Origin of the sequence: Streptococcus mitis (assembly GCF_946190155.1) — a bacterium.
GTDB lineage: Bacteria > Bacillota > Bacilli > Lactobacillales > Streptococcaceae > Streptococcus > Streptococcus mitis_CL.
Genome location: NZ_CAMHZL010000008.1, coordinates 14,315 through 36,443, shown reverse-complemented (window position 1 = coordinate 36,443; position 22,129 = coordinate 14,315). Strand labels below are relative to the sequence as shown.

Below are 22,129 nucleotides of genomic sequence, written 5' to 3'. Positions count from 1 at the left end.
AATAGACTGTATTTAAAAAATTTTAAGGAGAAATGACAGAATGTCTGTATCATTTGAAAATAAAGAAACAAACCGTGGTGTCTTGACTTTCACTATCTCTCAAGACCAAATCAAACCAGAATTGGACCGTGTCTTCAACTCAGTGAAGAAATCTCTTAATGTTCCAGGTTTCCGTAAAGGTCACCTTCCACGCCCTATCTTCGACAAAAAATTTGGTGAAGAGTCACTTTACCAAGACGTTATGAACGCTCTTTTGCCAAATGCTTATGAAGCAGCTGTAAAAGAAGCTGGTCTTGAAGTGGTTGCTCAACCAAAAATTGACGTAACTTCAATGGAAAAAGGTCAAGACTGGGTTATCACTGCTGAAGTCGTTACAAAACCTGAAGTAAAATTGGGTGACTACAAAAACCTTGAAGTATCAGTTGATGTAGAAAAAGAAGTAACTGACGCTGACGTTGAAGAGCGTATCGAACGCGAACGCAACAACTTGGCTGAATTGGTTATCAAGGAAGCTGCTGCTGAAAACGGCGACACTGTTGTCATCGACTTCGTTGGTTCTATCGACGGTGTTGAATTTGATGGCGGAAAAGGTGAAAACTTCTCACTTGGACTTGGTTCAGGTCAATTCATCCCTGGTTTCGAAGACCAATTGGTAGGTCACTCAGCTGGCGAAACTGTTGATGTTATCGTAACATTCCCAGAAGACTACCAAGCAGAAGACCTTGCAGGTAAAGAAGCTAAATTCGTAACAACTATCCACGAAGTAAAAGCTAAAGAAGTTCCAGCTCTTGACGATGAACTTGCAAAAGACATCGACGAAGAAGTTGAAACACTTGCTGAATTGAAAGAAAAATACCGCAAGGAATTGGCTGAAGCTAAAGAAGAAGCTTACAAAGATGCAGTTGAAGGAGCAGCAATCGATAAAGCTGTAGAAAACGCTGAAATCGTAGAACTTCCAGAAGAAATGATTCACGAAGAAGTTCACCGCTCAGTAAACGAATTCCTTGGAAACTTGCAACGTCAAGGTATCAACCCTGACATGTACTTCCAAATCACTGGAACTACTCAAGAAGACCTTCACAAACAATACGAAGGAGAAGCTGAGTCACGTACGAAGACTAACCTTGTTATCGAAGCAGTTGCCAAAGCTGAAGAATTTGATGCTTCAGAAGAAGAAATCCAAAAAGAAATCGAGCAATTGGCTACAGATTACAACATGGAAGTTGCACAAGTACAAAGCTTGCTTTCAGCGGACATGTTGAAACACGATATCACAATCAAAAAAGCTGTTGAATTGATTACAAGCACAGCAACAGTTAAATAATCTTAATAAACAAAAATCCCACCTGAATTGGTGGGTTTTATTTTGCACTATTTTTCAAAAATCTCTTTGAGGTCTGCGTCTGTAATCCCAATCATGGCAGGGATGCTGTCCCAGTTTTCTTCTGTTAGGATGTAGGATTGTTCAGAGGCGCTTGATGTAGCTGTTTCAGAGACAGCTGGTTGCTTTTCTTCAACAGTTTCCAATAAATCACTGAAGCGTTCAATCAGATAGGTTTTTCGGGCAGTTCCGATATGCTGGGTAGCATAGTCGAAAGCCTGTAATTCGCCTAGTAAGATAAGCTTGCTTTTGGCGCGAGTAATGGCTGTGTAGATGAGATTGCGCTCCAGCATACGCCTGCTAGCACTGGTGATAGGTAGGATGACAACAGGGAACTCACTTCCCTGGGATTTATGGATACTCATGGCATAGGCCAAGCGAATCTTGTACCATTCGTTACGTGGGTAAGAGACTTCATTGCCATCAAAATCAATGACAATCTCGTCTTGTTTCGACTCGGTGTATTTACCAGGAATCAGGTCTGTGATAGCTCCTAAATCACCATTAAAGACATTGATTTCAGCATCGTTGACCAGGTGAATGACCTTGTCGCCCTTACGATAGTGGCACTGGGGAGCTTCAAAACTAAGTTGGTCTTTTTGTGGTGGATTGAGCAGGTCTTGCATGAGCTGATTGATAGCATCAATTCCTGCCGTCCCTCGGTACATGGGAGCCAGAACTTGGATATCACGGGCAGGAATACCATTTCTGAGGGCGGCTCCTAAGATTTTCTCAATCGTAGCTGGAATATGTCCGCTAGCAATTTCAAAGTAGGAACGGTCTGCTTTTTTCTGGGTAAAGTCAGCTGGCAAGATGCCCTGTCGAATCTGACTAGCTAGGGTGACGATGGTTGATTCTTCGCTTTGTCGATAAATTTTTTCCAAGCGAGTTTGAGGAATCAAGGGAATATGGAGTAGATCCGCTAGAACCTGTCCAGGACTGACAGAAGGCAACTGGTCGCTGTCTCCCACGATGAGGATCTTACTGTTAGAAGAGATGTTGGAGAAGAGTTGGTTGGCCAGCCAAGTATCCACCATGGAGAATTCATCCACGATGATAAAGTCAGCATCCAGATAATCTTCCAGATGGCTGGTATCATCGTCTCCTGTCATTCCCAAGTGGCGATGTATGGTCGCGCTCGGCAAGCCTGTCAATTCATTCATGCGTCGAGCGGCTCGACCAGTTGGAGCAGCAAGAAGAATAGGCAGATTGCTTTTTTTCCTGAGATCAAGTCCTTCTAAAAGGGCGTAAACAGCGATAATCCCATTGATAACAGTTGTCTTACCAGTACCAGGCCCACCTGTCAGGATAAAGACCTTGTTCTGGATAGCGTCGCAGATAGCCTGTTTTTGAATGCTATCATACTCAATCCCCAGCTCATCCTCGACAGTAGTGATATGTTTTTGAATGGTTTCTAAATCATGACTCTTCTGTTTTCCTTTTTCAAGGATGCGAACCAAGTGACTGCGTATACCTTCCTCAGCGAAAAAGAGGCTGTTGTCAAAAATCTTGGTATCAATCTGCTGAACCTTGTCTTCTTCAATCAGGTTGGAGAGTTCTTGGGCAACTTGGCTGGGATCCAGTTCCACGGGGCGAGAAGATTCAAGGAGAGTAAGGGTTTGTTCCAGCAAATCCCGTGCTTCAACATAGGTGTCCCCTGTTTCCATACAGGCCTGAAAAAGACTATGAACTAGACCGGCACGAAAGCGCTCAGGAGCCTGACTTTCAATACCTAGTTCCTCTGCTAGTTGGTCAGCAATAGTAAAGCCTAAACCCTTGATATCCTCAACCAGCTGATAGGGATAATTTTCAACCACATCAAGGGTTTCCTCCTTGTAAAAGTCTTGAATCTGGAAGGCTAGTTTATTGGGAATGCCGTAGTTGGCTAGTTTGGCCAAAATCATCTCCGTTCCGTAGTTGAGACGAAGAGTGGAGACGAAAGCCTCGCGATTTTTAGCAGAGAGACCTGCGATGCCTTCTAGCTTTTCTGGGTGTTGCAAAATTTCGTCAATGGTATTGTCGCCATAGGTGTCCACGATTTTCTGAGCTGTCTTGAGCCCAATCCCCTTGAAATGGCTACTTGAAAAATACTTAACTAGTCCCTTGCTAGTTGGTTTTGCACGTTCATACCGGCTGATTTGCAGTTGCTCCCCATACTTAGAGTGCTGGACAATTTGTCCCCAAAAAGTATAGTCTTCTCCCTCAATCACGTCAGCCATGGTACCGGTGACAATAATTTCAAAATCATCAAAATCTTCTGCGTCCGTATCTTCGATTTCTAGGAGGAGGATGCGATAAAAATTGCTGGGATTTTCAAAAATAATCCGTTCAATGGTTCCTGAAAAATAAACTTCCATAAAATTCCTTTGCATGAATAGGTGAGAGTTTTATTATAGTCAATAAATAATCACTTCTCACGATAGAAGAAGAGGCTGAGATTCTTGATTCTCGGCCTCTTAGGTTTCTTAAAATGTTCCGATGCGGGTAATTGGCCAGAAGCGGAATTTAGCTTCCCCTGTGATATCTTTTGCTTTGAAGGTACCAACATGGCGGCTGTCGCTAGAGACTAGACGATCGTCACCAAGGAGCAGGTACTCACCTTGAGGGACAGTAAAGCTAAAGTTGGTGTTGTAATTGACATCAACTGTGAAGGCTTGGGCTTTTTCAGCAATACTTCTAAAGAAAGTGCCTTTATTTCCTTCAAATCCCTTGCCTGAGTAGGTGCTTTGGAGTTTGTCCTCCTTGAAACGTTTGATATAGTCAGCTAGGTAAGGCTCGTCCGTCTCTTTGTCATTGATGTAAAGTTTATCGTTTTCGTAACGGATGGTGTCGCCAGGCATTCCGATGACACGTTTGACAATGTCCTTATTGCCATCTTCCTCATGGGCTACCACGATATCAAAACGGTCAATAGGGAGGTGTTTGACAACAAAGAGGATTTCACCGTCCGCTAGGGTAGGATCCATGGAATGCCCTTCTACGCGAACATTGCTCCAAAAAAAGATACGACTTAAAGCTAGTAATGACAGAATTAGGAGGAACAATCCCCACTCTTTTAAGAAATTTTTAAATGAATTCATAACTTACCTTTCTAAGCGTTTTTTCGCTTTTTCAGTATTTTTAAAGTGCAGTTTGGCGCAGAAATTGAGTCCTTGCATACCATAGGCTTGCAAAATCTGGCTAGCTACCTTATCAGAAGCTGTTCCAGCTCCACTTGGAAGTTGATAGCCCAGTTCTCGTCCTAGATTTTCAAGATTTTCCAGGAAGAGATCACGCGCAATGATAGAAGAAACTGCGACAGCCAAGTATTTGCCCTCAGCCTTTTCTTCTAAGCTGATAGGATTGCTGAAACGATTGGCCTCTTGTGCCAAGTACTTGTCATAATTTTTGGCACTGGTAAAGGCATCAATCACAATTTTCTCAGGCTGAACACCTTTTTGAAGGAGGAGATAGATAGCCTGATTATGGAGGGCAACCTTAACCGAAACAGCGTTGTAGCGGTCTCCAATGACCTCATTGTACTTGCTTGGCGAGAGAAGCAGTGCCTGGTGCTGGATTTTTTCTTTGAGGATAGGGGCAATCTGACGGATCTTTTGGTCTGTCAGAGTCTTAGAATCCCCCACACCGAGTTTTCGCAAGAAGGCATGCTGGTCAGGTGTGACAAAGGAAGCCACAACTGCAAGCCCACCAAAGTAGGAACCATTTCCCACCTCATCTGTCCCAATTAAAGGGAAATTTTGTCCCCTGTTTTCCTCTACAACTTGATAGCCAAAGAAACTAGCGTATTTCTCAGCCCCTTCACCCTGAAGAAAGACCTTTCCAGAAGTATAGATAGAAACGGTTGCTTGAGGTAGTCGCAAAAAGTAGCGAATATAGGGGTTCTTGCTGGGAGCTAGACTAGTTTGATAGTGTTCAAGAAAAGCCTGAATCTCCTTTTCACTTGGTGTGAGTGTTATACTTGCCATAGTTTCTATTGTACCATAAAAGCAGGCAAATTTGTAAAAACTGACAAAATTAGCGAATTTTGGTATAATATCGTGAGGTGAATTTTATGGCAAATCTAAATCGATTCAAATTTACATTCGGGAAAAAATCATTAACCTTGACAAGCGAGCATGATAACCTTTTTATGGAGGAAATCGCCAAGGTTGCGACAGAAAAATACCAAGCAATTAAAGAACAAATGCCTAGTGCAGACGATGAAACAATCGCTCTTTTGTTGGCAGTTAACTGTTTGTCAACTCAGCTCAGCCGTGAGATTGAATTTGATGATAAGGAGCAAGAATTAGAAGAACTCCGTCACAAGCTTGTGACTTGCAAGCAAGAACAGAGCAAGATTGAGGATTCCTTATGATTTCACTCCTTCTTCTATTGGTCTTGGCTTGGGGATTTTATATCGGCTATCGGAGAGGTCTGCTCTTACAGGTTTATTACCTGATTTCAGCCATGGCATCGGCTTTTGTGGCTGGCCAGTTTTATAAGGGACTTGGAGAGCAATTCCATTTATTGCTCCCTTATGCAAATCCGCAGGAAGGTCAGGGAACTTTCTTTTTCCCATCGGATCAACTCTTTCAGTTGGATAAGGTCTTTTACGCAGGGATCGGCTACTTGCTTGTATTTGGGATAGTCTATAGCATCGGTCGTTTGCTTGGTCTCCTCTTACACTTACTTCCTAGTAAAAAACTGGGTGGTAAGTTGTTCCAAGTTTCAGCAGGTATCTTGTCCATGTTGGTGACCTTATTTGTCTTGCAAATGTCTTTGACAATCTTAGCGACCATTCCCATGGCAGCTATACAAAATCCTCTTGAAAAGAGTATCGTCGCAAAACACATCATCCAGAGCATACCGGTAACAACCAGTTGGCTCAAACAAATCTGGGTGACAAATTTAATCGGATAAAAAGGGCAGGAATTTTCCTAGCCCTTTGTTTACAGATTTGACTGAATGTAAAAAGTTACTACACCTAGACATTCAAAAACAAGGAAATAAAGATGAACAAGAAAATATTAGAAACGTTAGAGTTCAATAAGGTCAAGGCCTTGTTTGAACCTCATTTGTTGACAGAGCAAGGCTTGGAGCAACTAAGACAGCTGGCTCCGACTGCCAAAGCTGATAAAATCAAACAGGCTTTTGCTGAGATGAAGGAAATGGAGGCTCTCTTTGTAGAGCAACCGCATTTTACCATTCTTACAACCAAGGAAATCGCAGGAGTCTGCAAGCGTTTGGAGATGGGTGCAGACCTCAATATCGAGGAGTTCCTCCTCTTGAAACGCGTACTTCTTGCCAGCCGAGAACTGCAAAGTTTTTATGCCAATCTGGAAAATGTTAGCTTGACAGAATTAGCCCTCTGGTTTGAGAAATTACATGATTTTCCGCAATTACAAGGAAATCTCCAAGCCTTTAATGATGCAGGTTTCATTGAAAATTTTGCCAGTGAAGAATTGGCGCGAATCCGTAGAAAAATCCATGATAGCGAGAGTCAGGTACGCGATGTCTTACAGGACTTGCTCAAGCAAAAAGCGCAGATGTTGACAGAAGGAATCGTTGCCAGCAGAAATGGCCGTCAGGTTTTACCAGTCAAAAACACCTACCGCAATAAGATTGCTGGTGTCGTTCATGATATTTCTGCTAGTGGAAATACAGTCTATATCGAACCCCGTGAGGTGGTCAAACTGAGCGAAGAAATTGCCAGTTTACGAGCAGATGAGCGCTATGAAATGCTTCGCATTCTCCAAGAAATTTCTGAGCGTGTTCGCCCTCATGCGGCTGAGATTGCTAATGACGCTTGGATTATCGGCCATCTGGACTTGATTCGTGCTAAGGTCCGCTTTATCCAAGAAAGACAAGCAGTCGTACCTCAGTTATCAGAAAATCAAGAGATTCAACTGCTCCATGTCTGCCATCCTTTGGTCAAAAATGCCGTCGCAAATGATGTCCATTTTGGCCAAGATTTAACAGCGATTGTCATTACAGGTCCCAATACAGGTGGTAAGACCATCATGCTCAAGACTCTGGGCTTGACACAGGTGATGGCCCAGTCCGGTTTGCCGATTTTAGCAGATAAGGGAAGTCGTGTTGGTATTTTTGAAGAAATCTTTGCTGATATTGGCGATGAGCAATCTATTGAGCAGAGCTTGTCTACCTTCTCTAGCCACATGACCAATATCGTGGATATTCTTGGCAAAGTCAACCAACATTCACTCTTACTTTTGGATGAGTTGGGGGCTGGTACAGATCCCCAAGAGGGAGCCGCCCTTGCCATGGCTATTCTGGAGGATCTTCGCCTGCGTCAGGTCAAGACTATGGCGACGACCCACTATCCAGAACTCAAGGCCTACGGTATCGAGACAGCTTTTGTGCAAAATGCCAGCATGGAGTTTGATACTGCAACTCTACGCCCGACCTATCGCTTTATGCAGGGTGTTCCTGGTCGAAGCAATGCCTTTGAAATTGCCAAACGTCTAGGCCTATCTGAGGTTATTGTAGGGGATGCCAGCCAGCAGGTCGATCAGGATAATGATGTCAACCGGATTATTGAGCAACTAGAAGAGCAGACGCTAGAAAGCCGTAAACGCTTGGACAATATCCGTGAGGTGGAGCAAGAAAATCTCAAGATGAACCGTGCGCTTAAAAAACTTTACAACGAACTCAATCGTGAAAAGGAAACCGAACTTAATAAGGCGCGTGAACAGGCTGCTGAGATTGTGGACATGGCTCTAAGTGAGAGTGACCAGATTCTCAAAAATCTCCACAGTAAATCTCAACTCAAGCCCCATGAAATCATTGAAGCCAAGGCAAAATTGAAAAAATTGGCTCCTGAAAAAGTGGACTTGTCCAAAAACAAGGTCCTTCAAAAGGCCAAGAAAAAACGAGCTCCAAAGGTGGGAGATGATATCGTGGTTCTCAGTTATGGACAGCGTGGTACCTTGACCAGTCAACTCAAGGACGGCCGTTGGGAAGCCCAAGTCGGTTTGATTAAGATGACCTTAGAAGAGAAAGAGTTTGACCTTGTTCAAGCCCAGCAAGAAAAGCAAGTCAAGAAGAAACAAGTCAATGTTGTGAAACGAACTTCTGGCCGAGGACCTCAAGCCAGACTGGACCTTCGAGGTAAACGCTATGAAGAAGCCATGAACGAGCTAGATGCCTTTGTAGACCAAGCCCTGCTTAATAATATGGCACAAGTTGATATCATCCATGGTATCGGAACAGGTGTCATCCGTGAAGGTGTCACCAAATACCTACAAAGAAACAAGCATGTCAAGAGTTTCGGCTATGCCCCACAAAATGCTGGAGGCAGTGGTGCGACTATTGTGACCTTTAAAGGATAGAAGTATTCCGAGCTTTATACAGTAAAACTGTTGAATTAAGTTTTACTAATAAACACATTGACAAAAGCCAACATTTTTTGTAAAATAAGAATCAATTAAATACCAACACCGAATGAAGTTTAATAGAAGTGGTAAATCGTTTGATTTTCCATGACTGTAAATGGACGGAACTCTGGAGAGACCGTAAAGGCACCGAAGGGGCAAGGCAGGCAACTGCTCAAACTCTCAGGTAAAAGGACAGAGCTAGGATAGACCGCTTTTTAGCATTTATCTAAGCATTCCAGAGTACATGTATCTTGCATGTGCTCTTTCTTTTGGGGTTGAAAAGATAGGAGAAGGAAATGTTAGAATTGCTTAAATCAATTGATGCTTTTGCTTGGGGTCCACCCCTCTTGATTTTATTGGTTGGGACAGGGATTTACCTAACTGCCCGTCTAGGACTTTTGCAGATTTTGCGTCTGCCAAAGGCTTTCCAGCTTATTTTTACTAAGGACAAAGGGCATGGCGATGTATCCAGTTTTGCGGCCTTGTGTACAGCACTCGCAGCGACAGTTGGTACGGGAAATATTATCGGGGTGGCGACGGCTATCAAGGTCGGTGGCCCAGGAGCCCTCTTTTGGATGTGGATGGCTGCTTTCTTTGGAATGGCAACCAAGTATGCGGAAGGATTATTAGCCATTAAATACCGTACCAAGGACGACCATGGTGCAGTAGCGGGAGGTCCCATGCACTATATCCTTCTAGGGATGGGAGAAAAGTGGCGTCCCCTTGCTATCTTCTTTGCCCTGGCAGGTGTCTTAGTGGCTTTATTGGGGATCGGAACCTTCACCCAGGTCAACTCGATTACAGAATCTATCCAAAATACAACGACTATTTCGCCAGCTATCACGGCTCTTGTTTTGTCTGTATTTGTAGCGATTGCAGTCTTTGGTGGACTCAAGTCCATTTCAAAGGTTTCAACAACCGTTGTTCCTTTTATGGCCATCATCTATATTTTGGGAACTCTTACAGTTATTTTCTTTAATATTGGGAAAATCCCTGCTACAATCGCTTTAATCTTGACATCAGCATTTAGTCCAGTTGCTGCGGTAGGTGGATTTGCCGGTGCTAGCATTCAAATGGCTATTCAAAATGGTGTAGCGCGAGGTGTTTTCTCGAACGAATCTGGTCTGGGTTCGGCTCCCATTGCAGCTGCTGCGGCTAAGACAAATGAACCGGCAGAGCAAGGCTTGATTTCCATGACAGGAACCTTTATTGACACCCTCATTATCTGTACTCTGACTGGTTTGACCATCTTGGTGACTGGTGTTTGGAGTGGTGATTTGAATGGAGTTGCCTTGACTCAGTCAGCCTTCTCAACAGTCTTTTCACACTTTGGACCTGCCCTTTTGACCATCTTCCTTGTACTCTTTGCCTTTACAACGATTCTAGGTTGGAACTATTATGGGGAACGTTGTTTTGAGTTCCTCTTTGGGGTTCGCTTTATCTGGCTCTACCGTGTGGTCTTTGTACTCATGGTCTTGTTGGGAGGATTTATCGAGTTGGATATGGTTTGGATTATCGCAGATATTGTCAATGCCTTGATGGCTCTGCCAAACTTGATTGCCCTCTTAGTCTTGTCGCCGGTCGTTATTGCTGAAACTAAAAAGTATTTTGACAAATAATGAAATCACACAGCTCGTGTGATTTTTTGCTTTCATAAAAAATTTCTATCGATGCAATTTAAAATATATATTATACAAGGTATAGAATCTGTGATAGACTAGATTTCAACAACATGAAAAGAGGTTTTATGATGACAACATTTACAATTCATACAGTCGAATCAGCACCAGCAGAAGTGAAAGAAGTTCTTGAAACAGTACAAAAAGATAATAATGGCTATATTCCCAACCTAATCGGTCTCTTGGCCAATGCACCAACTGCTTTAGAAGCCTACAGAACTGTCGGAGCCATCAATCGTCGTAACAGCTTGACGCCTGTTGAGCGTGAAGTGGTGCAAATCACGGCAGCTGTGACAAATGGTTGCGCCTTCTGTGTCGCAGGTCACACAGCCTTTTCAATCAAACAAATCCAGATGAATGATGATCTTCTGCAAGCCCTTCGCAATCGTACTCCAATCGAAACAGATCCTAAATTAGACACTCTGGCTAAGTTTACTTTGGCAGTTATCAATACCAAGGGTCGTGTTGGAGATGAAGCCTTGGCTGAGTTTCTAGAAGCTGGCTACACTCAACAAAATGCCTTGGATGTGGTTCTTGGTGTCAGCCTAGCAAGCCTCTGTAACTATGCCAATAACCTAGCCAATACACCAATTAACCCAGAATTGCAACCTTATGCTTAATTCATATCTGAGTAAAATGAAGTCTGAAATCAACGGACTTCATTTTTTATCCCCTCATTTAAGTGCTTTTATGCTATACTGAAACTAACATGATTATTGGAGGTTAGGATGAAAAAACTCCCCTTAGTATTTTCTGGTTGTTTGCTAGGTTTGGCAGGAGCTGGAAATCTTATTTTAGATACGTTGCCAGTTCTGTCACATATACTGAGTTTATCAGGCTTGGTTTTATGGATTTACTTTCTGATTTTGCATCTCTTTAATTGGAAGGAAACCAATCAAGAATTGACCAAGCCTCCTCTTTTGTCAGGAATGGCCACCTTTCCCATGGCTGGGATGATTTTATCAACTTATGTCTTTCGCGTATTCCCTCATCTTCCTTTAGTAGCGCAGGGTCTCTGGTGGTTTTCATTTCTCTTGGATTTGGCCTTGATTGCTGGTTTCACCATCAAATTTGCCTGTCCTGGTCGGAGGGTTCATGCGACTCCAAGCTGGACGGTTCTCTATGTAGGGATAGCAGTAGCTGCCTTGACCTATCCTCTTGTAGGCATCATCGAGATTGCCTATGCGACCTTGAGTTTTGGTTTTCTCCTAACCTTCTATCTCTATCCGCTTATTTATAGCGATTTAAAGAAATATCCACTTCCTGTAGCCTTGCTTGGCCAAGAAGGGATTTACTGTGCTCCTTTCTCTCTGCTCTTGGCTTCTCTGGTTCGAGTTGGAGGTGCCAGCCTGCCGACTTGGGTCTTGATTGTCATGATCTTGGCTTCCCAATCCTTCTTTTTCTTTGTTTTGACTCGCCTGCCCAATATTTTAAAACAAGGTTTTCAACTAGCCTTCTCAGCACTCACCTTCCCAACCATTATCACAGCTACTTCGCTTAAGATGGCTCAGGGAATCATGAAACTTCCATTTTTGGATTATTTGGTAGTGGCTGAAACCGCTATTTGCTTAATTATTTTAGTCTTTGTATTAGGCGCTTATCTGAATTGGTTACGAAAAAAGGTCTAGCTAGAAATAGCTAAACCTTATTTTTTATGGTTTGATAACCTCAGCTCCACCCATGTATGGACGAAGTGCTTCTGGGATGGTCACAGAACCATCTTCATTTTGGTAGTTTTCAAGAATAGCAGCCACTGTACGTCCAACTGCAAGTCCAGAACCGTTCAAGGTATGGAGCAATTTCACCTTGCCATCTGCTTCATCACGGTAACGGATTTGGGCACGACGGGCTTGGAAATCTTCTGTGTTTGAACAGCTTGAAATTTCACGGTAGGTATTTTGTGCTGGAATCCAAACTTCCAAGTCGTAAGTCTTCGCAGCTGAGAAGCCCATATCTCCAGTAGAGAGAGCAACGACACGGTATGGAAGGTTAAGTTTTTGAAGGATATTTTCAGCGTTAGCTGTCATTTTTTCCAATTCTTCGTAAGATTCTTCTGGTTTGGCAAATTTAACCATTTCAACCTTGTGGAATTGGTGCAAACGAATCAAGCCACGAGTATCACGACCAGCTGAACCAGCCTCAGAACGGAATGAAGGACTCATAGCAGTGAAGTAGATTGGCAGGTCTTTACCGTCAAGGATTTCATCACGGTAATAGTTTGTCAGAGGAACCTCAGCTGTAGGAATGAGGACGTAATTGCTGTCGCTTAATTCAAAAGTATCTTCCTTGAATTTTGGATATTGACCAGTCCCAAACATAGAATCGTGGTTAACCATGTAAGGTGTGATAACTTCTGTATAGCCTTCTTTTCCATGTTCATCCAACATAAAGTTATAGATAGCACGCTCCAAACGAGCACCGAGACCTTTATAGAAGAGGAAACGAGCGCCTGTTACCTTACCACCGCGTTCCCAGTCAAGGATACCAAGATCTTCACCAAGATCCCAGTGAGCTTTTGGTTCGAAGTCAAACTCGCGTGGAGTACCCCAACGGCGAACTTCCACATTGTCATCTTCATCAGCCCCAACAGGAACGCTGTCAGCTGGAATATTTGGAAGAGTAGTGGTAAATTCTGTTAATTTAGCATCGATGTCTGCCAATTCAGCATCCAAGGCTTTAACCTCAGCAGATAGAGTTTGCATGGCAGCAATCTTATCATCTGCATTTTCCTTGTTGCGTTTGGCTTGGGCAATCTCAGCAGAAACTGTGTTACGTTCTGCTTTTAAAGTTTCAACCTTGACCAAGATGTCACGACGTTTAGCATCGATTTCTTTCATCTCGTTTAAGATAGCAGCATCTACACCACGTGTAGCTAATTTTTCTGCGACAGCATCAAAGTCTGTACGAATACGTTTGATATCTAACATAAGAACTCCTTTATGAAAAAAGCACACCTGACAAAGCGTTGGAGTGGCAGGGCCACGGTTCCATCCAACTTCACAGGTGTGCACTTGATTGTGTATGCAATTGTTACTAACGGTAGAATTTCACCTATCCCTTCTATCTGCTCGCAGCACCCGCAGACTTTCTGAAAGAAGAAGATAACCTACTTATCCGTTGCTATGATTATACTAAAGTTTCTACTTTTTTGCAAATAGATTTTTAAATTTTTGACCAATTGTTTGAATTAGGGTAGGAAGCTTGACGACCTTATCATTTCCCAGTTTTTCGCGTGCAATTTTGAGAATGGCACCTGAGTCTTTTGATGCAAAGAGAAATTTTCCTCTGTCTGTAAAGACTTCGAAGTGGCGACTGATTTTGCGACCAGTGACATTGGCCCCAATCTGGTTGATATGGTCCCAAGGAATCTGGATAAATTGTTCGACATTGACATCTGGGTAAAATTCCAGAGCCTGATCTCCAACAAGGAATTTCCCAACTTTCCCAGCTATAGAGAGGTAGGAAGTTCCGGTCGTATTGAGAAGCACTGTTTTGTTAAGAGATTGGGCCATGATTAGTCTTCCTTACTTTCACCGAAAAAGGCATTGTAGAGGGCTTTAATTGCTGCTTTTTCTTGGTCTTTATTGACAACAAACATGATAGAAACTTCACTAGAACCTTGAGACATCATCTGGATATTGATCTTGTTTTCAGATAGAGCACGTGTAGCAGTAGCAGTTACTCCGATATGACTCTTCATTTTTTCTCCAACAATCATAATGATTGAAAGGTCATGTTCGATTTCTGCATGGTCTACTTCAGCTTTTTGAACTAACTGACGCAGGATTTCTTCTTCCTTGATAGGAGTTAGTTCACGAGAACGGAGAATGATTGAAAGATCGTCGATACCAGTTGGCATGTGTTCCCAACCGATGTTGAGGTCTTCAAGGATTTGCAGAACCTTGCGACCAAATCCAATCTCGCGGTTCATGAGGTATTTAGACATGTTGATGCTGACAAAGTCAGAATCACCGGCAATTCCTACAACTGGAAATTCATCACTACTGTGTTTTAGAACGATACGAGTACCTGGATGGTCAGGATTGTTGGTATTCTTGATAACCAGAGGAATTTTTCCTCGGTAGGCAGGAAGAAGAGCTTCGTCATGAAGAACTGAGAATCCTGCATAAGCCAACTCACGCATTTCACGGTAGGTCAACTCAGGAATCGAGTGTGGCTGGTGGATAATTCCTGGGTGAGCTGCAAAGATACCATCAACATCCGTAAAGTTTTCATAGAGATCAGCTTTAACCCCTGCAGCAATGATAGAACCTGTAATGTCTGAGCCTCCACGTGAGAAGGTACAGATTTGATTTTCCCTAGTAACTCCAAAGAAACCAGGAATGACAAGTACTTCATTTGCATTTGTCAATTCTTCAATCTTGTCATAACTTGATGGAATGATGCGAGCGTTGCCAGGTTCACTTGTGACCACAATACCAGCTTCTCTAGGGTGCACATAACGTGCATCGATCCCGTTTTGATTAAAGTAGGCAGCAATCAATTTAGCATTGTTATTTTCACCAGCTGCTAGGAAAGTATCGTAGAGAAATTCATTTTCATCAATAGGAAGAGTGGCTAAGGCGCGAATGCTTTTGGAAATTTTTTCTAAAACAGCTGGTTTTAGCCCTAGTTCACTAACCATAGCAGCATAGCGGTCGATAATCCAGTTTTGACTCTTGCTAATATCGTTACCAGCAACATAGTCGCGGTAGTATTTAATCAAGGCATCCGTAACCTTAGTATCTTCAGCATTGCGTTTACCAGGCGCAGAAACGACGACAAAACGACGCTCTGAATCGCTTTTGACAATGTTTAAAACTTTTTCTAACTGACTAGCAGAGGCAAGAGAACTACCTCCAAATTTAACAACCTTCATAAGGACTCCTAAAGTAAGTATTTTATACGATTATAGCAGAAAGAAAGCCTTTTTTCAATGAAGAAAATAAGATGCTTTCTAGGGTAAAGGGAGCTTTTCTTATCGGCCGAGACACTTTCAGCCGATTTTTCCTTGCTTTCGAGTTTTAAAAAAGATATACTTTGATAATAAAATAATTTAAATTGCTTATAAAATAAAAAGGAGCCCTGATGGAACATATTATATATCAGCTTGAAGAGGACTTGGCAATCCTTACCTTGAACCGTCCTGAGGTCGCGAATGGTTTTCATATCTCTATGTGCGAGGAGATTTTAGAAGCTCTGACTTTGGCAGAAGAGAATCCGGCTGTGCATTTTGTCTTGATCAACGCGAATGGTAAAGTCTTTTCAGTTGGGGGAGATTTAGTAGAGATGAAGCGGGCAGTGGATGAGGATGATATTCCATCATTAACGAAAATAGCAGAATTGGTCAATACTATTTCTTATAAAATCAAGCAAATAGCCAAACCTGTCTTGATGGAGGTTGATGGAGCTGTTGCAGGTGCCGCAGCGAATATGGCTGTTGCTGCAGATTTCTGTCTGGCAACGGATAAGGCTAAATTTATCCAAGCTTTTGTTGGAGTTGGCTTGGCTCCGGATGCAGGAGGAATTCATCTCTTGAGTCGAAGTATTGGTGTGACGCGTGCTGCTCAATTAGCTATGACAGGTGAGGCTTTGAACGCAGAAAAAGCTCTAGAGTGGGGGCTGGTTTACCGTGTCTGTGAAGCTGATAAACTTGAAAAGACGAGAGAACAGCTTCTTAAAAAATTAAGACGTGGTTCAAGCAATTCCTATGCTGCCATTAAGAAGTTGGTGTGGGAGAGCCAATTCAAAGATTGGCAAGATTATGCTACTTTAGAACTGAACCTACAGGAATCCTTAGCTCAAACAGAGGATTTCAAAGAAGGAGTTCGGGCTCATTCGGAAAGAAGACGACCTAAATTTACAGGAAAATAAAAAAATACTTGCACCATTCTTTGAACTTTGATATAATTCTTTTGTCAAATGTTTTGATTCTAAAAGTTTTTTTGAAAAGGAGGGAAGGAAAGATTGGACTACCAACGAATTAATGAATATTTAACGTCTATATTTAACAATGTCCTCGTTATTGAGGAAGTTAGCTTGAGAGGTAGTCGTTTCAAGGATATCTCCATCAAAGAAATGCATACGATTGATGTGATTGGAAAAGTTCCAGATGTGACACCAAGTCAAGTGTCAAAAGAGTTGATGGTGACTCTTGGGACAGTTACGACTAGTTTGAATAATCTCGAACGCAAGGGTTACATTGAACGCATTCGTTCAGAACATGATCGACGTGTGGTACATCTGCATTTGACAAAGAAAGGTCGCTTGGTTCATAGGTTACATAAACGCTTCCACAAGGCCATGGTTGAAAAAATCATTGATGGTATGAGTAAGCAAGAAATTGAGGTTATGAGCAAAGGTTTGACTAATCTTTATCAATTTTTGGAGGATTTGAGATAATGGCTTTTGCAAAAATAAGCCAGGTTGCTCATTATGTGCCAGAGCAAGTGGTTACAAATCATGATTTGGCTCAGATTATGGATACCAATGATGAGTGGATTTCAAGTCGGACGGGAATACGACAAAGGCATATTTCAAGAACAGAATCTACTAGTGATTTGGCTACAGAGGTTGCTAAGAAACTGATGGAAAAAGCTGAAATCACAGGAGAGGAGTTGGATTTTATCATCCTAGCTACCATTACTCCAGATTCTATGATGCCCTCTACAGCTGCTCGTGTTCAAGCTAATATTGGTGCTAATAAGGCCTTTGCTTTTGACCTAACAGCGGCTTGCAGTGGATTTGTATTTGCTCTTTCAACTGCTGAAAAGTTTATCGCTTCTGGTCGCTTTCAAAAAGGCTTGGTGATTGGTAGTGAAACCCTGTCTAAAGCAGTCGATTGGTCAGACCGATCAACAGCTGTTTTGTTTGGAGATGGTGCTGGTGGTGTCTTGTTAGAAGCTAGCGAGCAAGAGCATTTCTTGGCAGAGAGTCTCAATAGTGATGGGAGTCGTAGCGAATGTCTAACTTATGGACATTCAGGCTTGCATTCTCCGTTCTCAGATCAAGAAAGTGCAGATTCATTTTTGAAGATGGATGGGCGCGCAGTCTTTGATTTTGCTATTCGGGATGTAGCCAAGTCTATCAAGCAGACTATTGATGAATCTCCTATAGAGGCGACAGACTTGGATTATCTGCTACTTCATCAGGCTAATGACCGTATTTTGGATAAGATGGCTAGAAAAATCGGTGTTAACCGAGATAAAATTCCAGCCAATATGATGGAATATGGCAATACCAGTGCAGCAAGTATCCCGATTTTATTTTCAGAGTGTGTAGAACAAGGTCTCATCCGTTTAGATGGTAGCCAGACTGTTCTACTATCAGGCTTCGGTGGAGGCTTGACCTGGGGCACGCTCATTCTTACAATTTAGGTAATCATGTGGTGAACACATTGTTATAAAAAACTATTTATTTTAAAGGAGTCCTATTATGGCAGTATTTGAAAAAGTACAAGAAATTATCGTTGAAGAACTTGGTAAAGACGCATCAGAAGTAACACTTGAATCAACTTTTGATGATTTGGATGCAGATTCATTGGACTTGTTCCAGGTAATCTCAGAAATCGAAGATGCTTTTGATATCCAAATCGAAGCAGAAGATGACTTGAAAACAGTTGGTGACTTGGTTGCCTATGTTGAAGAGCAAACAAAATAAACAGAATATAAATAGAAGGAGTAGGGAAACCCGCTCCCTCTTGTTTAGGCAATAGTTTGATTGTCAAATTATGACGGTATCGAACTATTACGTAAGCAAGAAACGATGGAGGCACTATGAAAACGCGTATTACAGAATTATTGAACATTGATTATCCTATTTTCCAAGGAGGAATGGCCTGGGTTGCTGATGGTGATTTGGCAGGAGCTGTTTCCAAGGCTGGAGGACTAGGGATTATCGGTGGGGGGAATGCCCCTAAAGAAGTTGTCAAGGCAAATATTGATAAAATCAAATCATTGACTGATAAACCCTTTGGTGTCAACATCATGCTCTTGTCTCCCTTTGTGGAAGATATTGTAGACCTCGTTATCGAGGAAGGAGTTAAGGTAGTTACAACAGGCGCAGGAAATCCAAGCAAATATATGGAACGCTTCCATGAAGCTGGTATTACGGTTATTCCTGTTGTGCCAAGTGTTGCCCTAGCTAAACGCATGGAAAAAATCGGTGCGGATGCCGTTATTGCAGAAGGAATGGAAGCTGGGGGGCATATCGGTAAATTAACAACCATGACCTTGGTGCGCCAGGTTGCTGCTGCTGTATCTATTCCTGTTATTGCTGCAGGAGGGATTGCAGATGGTGAAGGTGCTGCAGCTGGCTTTATGCTAGGTGCAGAAGCTGTTCAGGTTGGAACTCGCTTTGTCGTTGCAAAAGAGTCTAATGCCCATCCAAATTACAAGGCGAAAATTTTAAAAGCTAGAGATATTGATACTACGATTTCAGCTCAACACTTTGGACATGCTGTTCGTGCTATTAAAAATCAGTTGACTCGTGATTTTGAACAAGCTGAGAAAGATGCCTTTAAACAAGAAAATCCAGATTTGGAAATTTTTGAACAAATGGGCGCAGGTGCACTAGCCAAAGCGGTTGTTCACGGAGATGTGGATGGCGGATCTGTCATGGCAGGTCAGATTGCAGGCCTTGTTTCCAAAGAAGAGACCGTTGAAGAAATCCTAAAAGATTTGTATTACGGAGCAGCTAAGAAAATTCAAGAAGAAGCCTCTCGTTGGGCAGGAGTTGTAAGAAATGACTAAAACAGCCTTTTTATTTGCTGGTCAAGGTGCCCAGTATCTAGGTATGGGACGGGATCTCTATGATCACTACCCTATTGTCAAAGAAACGATTGATCAAGCAAGTCAGGTGCTCGGTTATGATTTGCGTCATCTTATTGATACAGAAGAAGAAAAACTCAATCAGACTCGCTATACGCAACCAGCTATTTTAGCGACTTCAGTTGCTATCTACCATTTATTGCAAGAAAAGGGCTATCAGCCTGATATGGTTGCTGGTTTGTCTCTTGGAGAATACTCTGCCTTGGTGGCCAGCGGTGCCTTGGATTTTGAAGATGCGGTAGCCTTGGTTGCTAAGCGTGGCGCCTATATGGAAGAAGCGGCTCCTGCTGGCTCTGGTAAGATGGTCGCAGTTCTCAATACGCCAGTAGAGGTCATTGAAGAAGCCTGTCAAAAAGCTTCTGAACTTGGAGTGGTTACTCCAGCCAACTATAATACACCTGCACAAATTGTGATTGGTGGAGAAGTGGCTGCAGTTGACCGAGCTGTCGAACTCTTGCAGGAAGCAGGTGCCAAACGCTTGATTCCTCTCAAGGTGTCAGGTCCCTTTCATACTGCTCTCCTTGAGCCTGCTAGCCAGAAACTAGCTGAAACTCTGGCTCAGGTAAGTTTTTCAGATTTTACTTGTCCCCTAGTCGGCAATACAGAAGCTGCAGTTATGCAAAAAGAAGACATTGCTCAACTCTTGACGCGTCAGGTCAAGGAACCAGTTCGTTTCTATGAAAGTATTGCGGCCATGCAAGAAGCAGGCGTAACCAACTTTATCGAGATTGGCCCGGGGAAAGTCTTGTCAGGCTTTGTCAAAAAAATTGATAAGACCGCTAAACTAGCCAATGTTGAAGATCAGGCTAGTTTGGAAACTTTGCTAGAAAACAAGTAATCCCTTCTCCCATAAATACAAGAGGAAACAGGAGAAAAGAATGCAACTAAAAAATAAAAATATCTTTATTACAGGTTCGAGTCGTGGGATTGGTCTTGCCATCGCCTACAAGTTTGCTCAGGCAGGAGCCAATATTGTTTTAAACAGTCGTGGGGCAATCTCAGAAGAATTGCTCGCTGAGTTTTCAAACTATGGTGTCAAGGTGGTTCCCATTTCAGGAGATGTATCAAATTTTGCAGATGCTAAGCGTATGGTTGATCAAGCTATTGTAGAGCTGGGTTCAGTAGATGTTTTGGTCAACAATGCAGGGATTACCCAAGATACCCTAATGCTCAAGATGACAGAAGCAGATTTTGAAAAAGTGCTCAAGGTTAACTTGACTGGTGCCTTTAACATGACACAATCAGTCTTGAAACCGATGATGAAAGCCAGAGAAGGTGCTATCATTAATATGTCTAGTGTTGTTGGTTTGATGGGGAATATCGGTCAAGCTAACTATGCAGCTTCTAAGGCTGGTTTGATTGGTTTTACCAAGTCTGTGGCGCGTGAAGTGGCCAATCGCAATATCAGGGTTAATGCTATTGCACCTGGAATGATTGAGTCCGATATGACAGCTGTTCTATCAGACAAGGTAAAAGATGCCATGCTGGCACAAATTCCTATGAAAGAATTTGGGCAGGCAGAGCAGGTTGCAGATTTGACAGTATTTTTAGCAGGCCAAGATTATCTAACTGGTCAAGTGGTTGCCATTGATGGTGGCTTAAGTATGTAGCAGAAGCTAGAGGTAAAAAAGATGAAACTAAATCGCGTAGTAGTAACAGGTTATGGAGTAACATCTCCAATCGGAAATACACCAGAAGAATTTTGGAATAGTTTGACAACTGGAAAAATCGGAATTGGTAAAATTACAAAATTTGACCATAGTGACTTTGATGTGCATAATGCAGCAGAAATCCAAGATTTTCCTTTTGATAAATACTTTGTTAAGAAAGATACCAATCGTTTTGATAACTACTCTTTGTATGCCTTGTACGCAGCCCAAGAAGCTGTCAATCATGCCAATTTGGATGTAGAGGCTCTTGATAAAGATCGTTTTGGTGTTATTGTGGCCTCTGGTATTGGTGGAATCAAAGAAATTGAAGATCAAGTACTTCGCCTAAATGACAAAGGGCCAAAACGTGTGAAACCATTGACCCTTCCGAAAGCCTTGCCAAATATGGCTTCAGGAAATGTTGCTATGCGTTTTGGAGCAAACGGTGTTTGTAAATCCATCAATACTGCCTGCGCTTCATCAAATGACGCGATTGGGGATGCCTTCCGCTCCATTAAGTTTGGTTTCCAAAATGTTATGTTGGTAGGTGGTTCAGAAGCCTCTATTACACCTTTTGCTATTGCTGGTTTCCAAGCCCTGACAGCTCTCTCAACTACAGAGGACCCAACTCGTGCTTCCATTCCATTTGATAAGGACCGTAATGGTTTTGTCATGGGTGAAGGTTCTGGGATGTTGGTTCTTGAAAGCCTTGAACACGCTGAAAAACGTGGGGCAACTATCCTTGCTGAAGTGGTTGGTTATGGACATACCTGTGATGCCTACCACATGACTTCACCACATCCAGAAGGTCAGGGAGCTATCAAGGCCATCAAACTAGCCTTGGAAGAAGCTGAGATTTCCCCAGAGCAAGTAGCCTATGTTAATGCTCACGGAACGTCAACTCCTGCTAATGAAAAAGGAGAAAGTGGTGCGATCGTAGCTGTTCTTGGTAAGGAAGTGCCTGTATCATCAACCAAGTCTTTCACAGGACATTTGCTGGGTGCTGCGGGTGCAGTAGAAGCTATCGTAACAATCGAGGCTATGCGTCATAACTTTGTACCAATGACAGCTGGAACAAGTGAAGTATCAGATTATATCGAAGCCAATGTCGTCTATGGACAAGGCTTGGAGCAAGAAATTCCATACGCTATTTCAAATACCTTTGGTTTTGGTGGCCACAATGCAGTTCTTGCTTTCAAACGTTGGGAGAATAAATAAG

Annotated in this window: 21 protein-coding genes and 1 riboswitch; of the genes, 15 read left to right on the top strand and 6 right to left on the bottom strand. The window is 42.6% G+C overall.

The features are described from left to right. Positions 1-40: 40 nt before the first annotated feature. Positions 41-1,324 (top strand): trigger factor, encoded by a 1,284-nt coding sequence (tig, locus tag N8O80_RS07400; protein ID WP_020901577.1) that lies wholly within the window; start codon positions 41-43, stop codon positions 1,322-1,324. 47 nt (positions 1,325-1,371) lie between these two features. Here tig and recD2 read toward each other — a convergent pair whose 3' ends face one another. From recD2 to rnhC, 3 genes are all read right to left on the bottom strand, one after another. Continuing rightward, positions 1,372-3,738: an SF1B family DNA helicase RecD2 gene (gene recD2, locus N8O80_RS07395; RefSeq protein WP_261027553.1), complete on the bottom strand. Its 2,367-nt coding sequence runs from the start codon at positions 3,736-3,738 to the stop codon at positions 1,372-1,374. Positions 3,739-3,846: 108 nt separating this feature from the next. Further along, entirely contained in the window at positions 3,847-4,461 is a 615-nt protein-coding gene (gene lepB / locus N8O80_RS07390) for a signal peptidase I (RefSeq protein WP_261027552.1), read from the bottom strand. Positions 4,462-4,464: 3 nt separating this feature from the next. Beyond that, positions 4,465-5,346 carry a ribonuclease HIII gene (rnhC, locus tag N8O80_RS07385; RefSeq protein ID WP_261027550.1) on the bottom strand — a complete coding sequence of 294 codons (882 nt, stop codon included), beginning with the start codon at positions 5,344-5,346 and terminating at the stop codon, positions 4,465-4,467. A gap of 86 nt (positions 5,347-5,432) precedes the next feature. Here rnhC and zapA point away from each other — a divergent pair, with 86 nt between their 5' ends. From zapA to N8O80_RS07355, 6 genes are all read left to right on the top strand, one after another. After that, a complete protein-coding gene (zapA, locus tag N8O80_RS07380) occupies positions 5,433-5,735 on the top strand; it encodes a cell division protein ZapA (RefSeq protein ID WP_000002019.1) in 303 nt (100 codons plus the stop codon). Beyond that, positions 5,732-6,280, top strand: a complete 549-nt coding sequence (locus N8O80_RS07375; RefSeq protein ID WP_261027547.1) for a CvpA family protein — start codon at positions 5,732-5,734, stop codon at positions 6,278-6,280. The genes zapA and N8O80_RS07375 overlap by 4 nt, the downstream gene beginning before the upstream one ends. Before the next feature lie 92 nt (positions 6,281-6,372). Further along, positions 6,373-8,709, top strand: a complete 2,337-nt coding sequence (locus tag N8O80_RS07370) for an endonuclease MutS2 (protein WP_261027545.1) — start codon at positions 6,373-6,375, stop codon at positions 8,707-8,709. 162 nt (positions 8,710-8,871) lie between these two features. Then, a riboswitch (glycine riboswitch) is annotated at positions 8,872-8,960 on the top strand. A 90-nt stretch (positions 8,961-9,050) separates the two neighbouring features. Further along, positions 9,051-10,373 (top strand): alanine/glycine:cation symporter family protein, encoded by a 1,323-nt coding sequence (locus tag N8O80_RS07365; protein ID WP_261027543.1) that lies wholly within the window; start codon positions 9,051-9,053, stop codon positions 10,371-10,373. Positions 10,374-10,504: 131 nt separating this feature from the next. Further along, complete coding sequence (locus N8O80_RS07360) at positions 10,505-11,053, top strand: carboxymuconolactone decarboxylase family protein (RefSeq protein ID WP_000206774.1); 549 nt, start codon at positions 10,505-10,507, stop codon at positions 11,051-11,053. 108 nt (positions 11,054-11,161) lie between these two features. Continuing rightward, positions 11,162-12,061, top strand: coding sequence for a TDT family transporter (locus N8O80_RS07355; RefSeq protein WP_261027541.1), 900 nt, complete (start codon positions 11,162-11,164; stop codon positions 12,059-12,061). 24 nt (positions 12,062-12,085) lie between these two features. Here N8O80_RS07355 and serS read toward each other — a convergent pair whose 3' ends face one another. The 3 genes from serS to N8O80_RS07340 all read right to left on the bottom strand — a co-directional run bounded on the left by serS (position 12,086) and on the right by N8O80_RS07340 (position 15,312). Continuing rightward, a complete protein-coding gene (gene serS, locus N8O80_RS07350; RefSeq protein ID WP_261027539.1) occupies positions 12,086-13,360 on the bottom strand; it encodes a serine--tRNA ligase in 1,275 nt (424 codons plus the stop codon). A gap of 213 nt (positions 13,361-13,573) precedes the next feature. After that, positions 13,574-13,945: a DUF956 family protein gene (locus N8O80_RS07345; protein ID WP_000079345.1), complete on the bottom strand. Its 372-nt coding sequence runs from the start codon at positions 13,943-13,945 to the stop codon at positions 13,574-13,576. Between the two features lie 2 nt (positions 13,946-13,947). After that, the gene (locus N8O80_RS07340) at positions 13,948-15,312 is read right to left on the bottom strand and encodes an aspartate kinase (protein WP_261027538.1); all 1,365 of its coding nucleotides are present in this window, start codon (positions 15,310-15,312) and stop codon (positions 13,948-13,950) included. Between the two features lie 209 nt (positions 15,313-15,521). On the opposite strand from N8O80_RS07340, the gene N8O80_RS07335 reads away from it, so the two are divergent. From N8O80_RS07335 to fabF, 8 genes are all read left to right on the top strand, one after another. Next, entirely contained in the window at positions 15,522-16,307 is a 786-nt protein-coding gene (locus N8O80_RS07335; protein ID WP_261027535.1) for an enoyl-CoA hydratase, read from the top strand. 93 nt (positions 16,308-16,400) lie between these two features. Next, complete coding sequence (gene fabT, locus N8O80_RS07330; RefSeq protein ID WP_000386355.1) at positions 16,401-16,835, top strand: fatty acid biosynthesis transcriptional regulator FabT; 435 nt, start codon at positions 16,401-16,403, stop codon at positions 16,833-16,835. After that, positions 16,835-17,809 (top strand): beta-ketoacyl-ACP synthase III, encoded by a 975-nt coding sequence (locus N8O80_RS07325; RefSeq protein WP_261027533.1) that lies wholly within the window; start codon positions 16,835-16,837, stop codon positions 17,807-17,809. Before fabT ends, N8O80_RS07325 begins: the two co-directional genes overlap by 1 nt. Positions 17,810-17,867: 58 nt before the next feature. Beyond that, positions 17,868-18,092, top strand: a complete 225-nt coding sequence (locus N8O80_RS07320) for an acyl carrier protein (protein WP_000257838.1) — start codon at positions 17,868-17,870, stop codon at positions 18,090-18,092. A 116-nt stretch (positions 18,093-18,208) separates the two neighbouring features. Continuing rightward, the gene (fabK, locus tag N8O80_RS07315) at positions 18,209-19,183 is read left to right on the top strand and encodes an enoyl-[acyl-carrier-protein] reductase FabK (protein ID WP_000857446.1); all 975 of its coding nucleotides are present in this window, start codon (positions 18,209-18,211) and stop codon (positions 19,181-19,183) included. Then, entirely contained in the window at positions 19,176-20,099 is a 924-nt protein-coding gene (gene fabD / locus N8O80_RS07310) for an ACP S-malonyltransferase (RefSeq protein ID WP_261027530.1), read from the top strand. The genes fabK and fabD overlap by 8 nt, the downstream gene beginning before the upstream one ends. A 40-nt stretch (positions 20,100-20,139) precedes the next feature. Next, positions 20,140-20,871, top strand: coding sequence for a 3-oxoacyl-[acyl-carrier-protein] reductase (gene fabG / locus N8O80_RS07305; RefSeq protein WP_261027528.1), 732 nt, complete (start codon positions 20,140-20,142; stop codon positions 20,869-20,871). 21 nt (positions 20,872-20,892) lie between these two features. Next, entirely contained in the window at positions 20,893-22,128 is a 1,236-nt protein-coding gene (gene fabF, locus N8O80_RS07300; RefSeq protein ID WP_261027525.1) for a beta-ketoacyl-ACP synthase II, read from the top strand. The last annotated feature ends 1 nt before the right edge of the window (position 22,129 follow it).